The sequence below is a fragment of the Bradyrhizobium sp. P2_E8 genome (assembly GCF_056403875.1).
Map to the genome: position 1 here is coordinate 1 of NZ_JBFUES010000774.1, position 3,699 is coordinate 3,699.

Here is a 3,699-nt window from a genome sequence, read left to right on the forward strand (position 1 = left end):
CCCCTTCGCGTTTCCCTATCACGGGCCCGTCGGCTCATCGGTCTTCAGCACACTCGACCAGAAGAGCACCTTCTGCCTCGCCGTCGTGCAACGGGGGGCGTTGCGGCTCGCGATCATGGTCGGCGAGCCTCAAGTCCGTTTCGGCCGGATGGCGAGAAACTTTCTCATCCGCAGTATCTTTTCGATCACGCTGCTGGCGCTGGCCTTTGCCGCGACCGTTGCCGTCGGCGCGGCGCTGGCCGCGCGTTTCGTCTCACGCGGTATCGAACGGGTGGCGCTTCGCGCGCTCGCGATCGACCCTGCAGCGCCGCAAGGTCTGATCTCCCTGTCCGAGGTCCCCCGCGAGCTGAAGCCGCTGGTCGAGGCGCTGAACCGCGCCTTCGGCGAGATCGACGCCTATATCAGGATGCAGCGCCGCTTTCTCGGCAATGCCGCCCATCAGCTCCGCACGCCGCTGACGCTGCTGCGCGCGAAGATCGAGGACGTGGCCGAGCCGGCCCTGAAGGTCGAGCTGGTGCGGGACGTCCGCCGCCTCACCTCGCTGGTCTCCGCCATGCTCGACCTCGCGCGCCTGCAAAATCACGCGATCGAGAAGCGGCCAATCGATCTTGCCGAGATCACGCTGGACGTTCTGGCCGATTTCGGTCCCTCGGCGCTGGACGCCGGCATAGAGCTTGCGCTGGAGCGGGCCGACCAGGGACCGTTCCCGGTGCAGGGCGTGGACGCCGCAATTCGCAGCGCGCTCGCCAATCTCGTCGGCAACGCGCTCATCCACGCCCGTGGCGCGCGGCGCATCACCGCCACGCTCAGCCGCGATGGCGTCTCGATTCACGATGACGGCGCGGGCCTGCCCGATGGCGCCGAACACGGGCTGACCGAGCCATTTCAGACCGGCAACAGCGCGGGCGATGGCGTGGGCCTCGGCCTGTCGATTGTGCGCGAGATCATGGCCGCCCACGGCGGCGAGCTGGTCATCTCTTCCGCGCCGAGTCATGGCACGACGATGCGCCTGCACTTTCCCGCGGCCAACGCGTCGGTCAAATCTCCGCAGCTTGATCTGCAAGAGCACTAGGCGGGGCGCATCGGCGCTTCCGCGAAACCGTCCGGAAACATTGGCGCGAAAAACTTCTTCCTCGTTTCGTCCCTTCGCATCAAGCAACCAATATATTCGCCGAAGGCAATAGGAATGTTCGCACGCAAGCGAACCTGTTGCGGCATCGACGCGACCAAACCTCCGATTGCCATCTTCCACGGAGATTTTCCAATGCGTGTTCTCTCGATGATTGCCATTGCCGTCGCGATGATTGCGAGCTCGGCCGGGGCGCTTGCCGGCGAGCTTCCCTCTTACGAAATGAAGTCGTTTCCGATTTCGGCAACGCAGGTGCAGGTGCTCGGCGGCGCCGGCGTCGAGGAGCAGACGGCGGCGCCCGCGATGACTGTCGCCGGCATGCCCGCCTCGCCCGCGCAGGTCTCGGTGCTGTCGCCCCGCGTGAAGCGGCTCGCGAGCGCCAACGCGACGAGCGAAGAACGCTGAGACGGATTCCGACCCCGGCTGTCCAATGCCGGGGTCGTCTCTCCCGCCGTCAACGTGAGATATAGCCTGCTGCGATTGGCTTGAATCGATAGATCAGATACGGCGTCTTGTTTTCCGCCTTTCCACCATGGAACATGRCGGCTGCGGAGACCTGAGACGCGGACACGTACATGTACCCGTCGGGAGAGGCAGTAATCCCGTCCGGCCAAACCATGTCCGGATCGCTCAGATAGGTGCGAAACTTCCGATCGGTCCCAACGACACCAATCGATTTGGTCTCAACCGCAGTCAGGTAGATATTGCCGGCATAGTCGATCGACAGGCCGCCATTGTTCGGCTTGTCCGAGTAGCGTTCCACCCTCGCGCTCAGCTCTTCGGGGGGCAGCATCTCGTTGCCGAGGTCGGTGGCCTTGATGCGATACAGCGACCGACCGCTGAGCGGCGCGAAATAGACCCATTCGGACCTGGCATCCATCGTGATGCCGTCGCAGCCGACCTTGATGAGCGAAGGCTTGCCGTCCTTGCCCGGCACCGTCAGATCACTGCCGTCCACGCTGATCGGCACATTCTCCGGGACCGTGGATCGATCGCCGTCCAGCACGCGCCGGGCGGCACCCGTATCCATATCGACTACGATGATCGCAGCATGAGACCCATCGCCACCGGGCCCGATGTTTTCGTCCGCGATGTAGAACTTCCGGTTCTTCTGGTCGATCACGATGTCCTGCGGCTGCGAACCTTTCACGGTCACGGGCTCCGGCAGGTAATAGATGCGCTCCAGCCTGTTCGTGCGCGTGTTCCAGCCGACCAGCTTCGGCGTGATCTGCGTCCGGAATCCCATGTCGATGATCCACACGACGCCGCTTTCGTCGGAACGAAGGCCCAGCACGTTATCCAGGTACCGATCGGTCCCTTTTCGTGGAGTATTCCACTCGGCATTTGGAAACGGCTCGAACGTCGTTGACGATGTCAGCCGCGCCACACGAATGTCGGGACTGAAGAATGGATGGTGACTGAAGATCAGCTGATTGTCCGGCGTAAACGCAATGTTGCCGACCGACTGGGGGAGCTTCGCGAAGACTTCGGCGTTGCCGCTTCCGCTCTCCGCACAGGCTGCGCCCGTGACGATTGCCGCCGACAGAAAAGTGACAAGTCGAATACCTCTCCTCACGCTTCGCACCGCTCCCTCCCTGTGTTTCTAAGGTTATTCCGGCGTGCGTTCGCCCGGTCTGCGCCGGCTGCCGCCGCAGGATTTGAATGCAGAGACCTTATGCGAACCGAGGCCGTGGCTCGTTCATCACCGCCTCGCCGATATCGATCTTTGCGAGAACCACGATGCGCGCTAATTTGGGGACTGGCAATTACGCACAGGCCAGTCCTCTAGTATCACGGAGTGAACCATGCAGAAGCTCGGCAGCAAGACCTATGATTGTGCCGTGGGATGCCCCGTGGAGGCCACCCTCGATCTGATCGACGGCAAGTGGAAGGGCGTGATTCTCTATCACCTGCTCGACGATACGATTCGCTTCAACGAGCTCAAGCGGCGCCTGTCCCGGATCACGCAGCGCATGCTGACGCGCCAACTCCGCGAGCTCGAGGCGGACGGCCTCATTCATCGCGAGATTTACGCGGAGGTCCCGCCGCGGGTCGAGTATTCCCTGACGGCGCTTGGGCGCTCGCTCGAACCGGTCGTTCGCATGCTCTGGACATGGGGCAATCAGTATCTCGCGACGGAAGCAGCCCGTGCCGGCGCGGTCAGCGGCGCCGTTTCGCTCTCGCCGCGGGTCAGACGGAGTTTGCCGGCAGGCCGCGCGTAGGGGGGCCCCCTTCGTCACGCGGCCCCGCGTATCGACCATGCCCTGCGACGACTGCAGGCAAATCACGCAGGACGAGGGAGACGGCGTCAGTCTACGCCGCAAGGAGACGCGCTTCCAATTCTAGCAGCGACGCTTACGTCATGCACCCATGCATGACGTAGCCGCGCAAGACCAAGAGCCGATCACCACGTCGTTGTCGAAAACGCGGAGCTACGACCCGCCTCGTTTTCGGCAAGCGTGCGCCGAACCTGCGCTTGAATCTTTGCGCCTTCTCCTGCAAGCCAGTTGGCCAAAACTCGCAGGATTTCATGTCATGACCCAGATGAAGGCAGCAGTGATGTGCCGGCC

General features: G+C 63.1%; 5 protein-coding genes. 4 read left to right on the top strand and 1 reads right to left on the bottom strand.

The features are described from left to right. The coding region (locus tag AC1D00_RS31510) for a sensor histidine kinase (protein WP_477013348.1) at positions 1–1,072 on the top strand (1,072 nt) is incomplete at its 5' end. A 192-nt stretch (positions 1,073–1,264) separates the two neighbouring features. Continuing rightward, entirely contained in the window at positions 1,265–1,534 is a 270-nt protein-coding gene (locus AC1D00_RS31515; RefSeq protein ID WP_477013349.1) for a hypothetical protein, read from the top strand. Positions 1,535–1,583: 49 nt separating this feature from the next. Here AC1D00_RS31515 and AC1D00_RS31520 read toward each other — a convergent pair whose 3' ends face one another. Continuing rightward, complete coding sequence (locus AC1D00_RS31520; RefSeq protein WP_477013350.1) at positions 1,584–2,705, bottom strand: L-dopachrome tautomerase-related protein; 1,122 nt, start codon at positions 2,703–2,705, stop codon at positions 1,584–1,586. A 229-nt stretch (positions 2,706–2,934) separates the two neighbouring features. Here AC1D00_RS31520 and AC1D00_RS31525 point away from each other — a divergent pair, with 229 nt between their 5' ends. Together AC1D00_RS31525 and AC1D00_RS31530 are read left to right on the top strand one after the other, a co-directional pair. After that, positions 2,935–3,351 (top strand): winged helix-turn-helix transcriptional regulator, encoded by a 417-nt coding sequence (locus AC1D00_RS31525; RefSeq protein WP_049823873.1) that lies wholly within the window; start codon positions 2,935–2,937, stop codon positions 3,349–3,351. A gap of 148 nt (positions 3,352–3,499) precedes the next feature. Continuing rightward, on the top strand, positions 3,500–3,699 hold a 200-nt coding region (locus AC1D00_RS31530), incomplete at its 3' end, for a hypothetical protein (RefSeq protein ID WP_477013351.1).

Excerpts from the sequence above, each read along its gene's own strand:
- AC1D00_RS31515 (WP_477013349.1), top strand. The coding sequence starts at position 1,265 with ATGCGTGTTCTCTCGATGATTGCCATTGCCGTCGCGATGATTGCGAGC.
- AC1D00_RS31525 (WP_049823873.1), top strand. The coding sequence starts at position 2,935 with ATGCAGAAGCTCGGCAGCAAGACCTATGATTGTGCCGTGGGATGCCCC.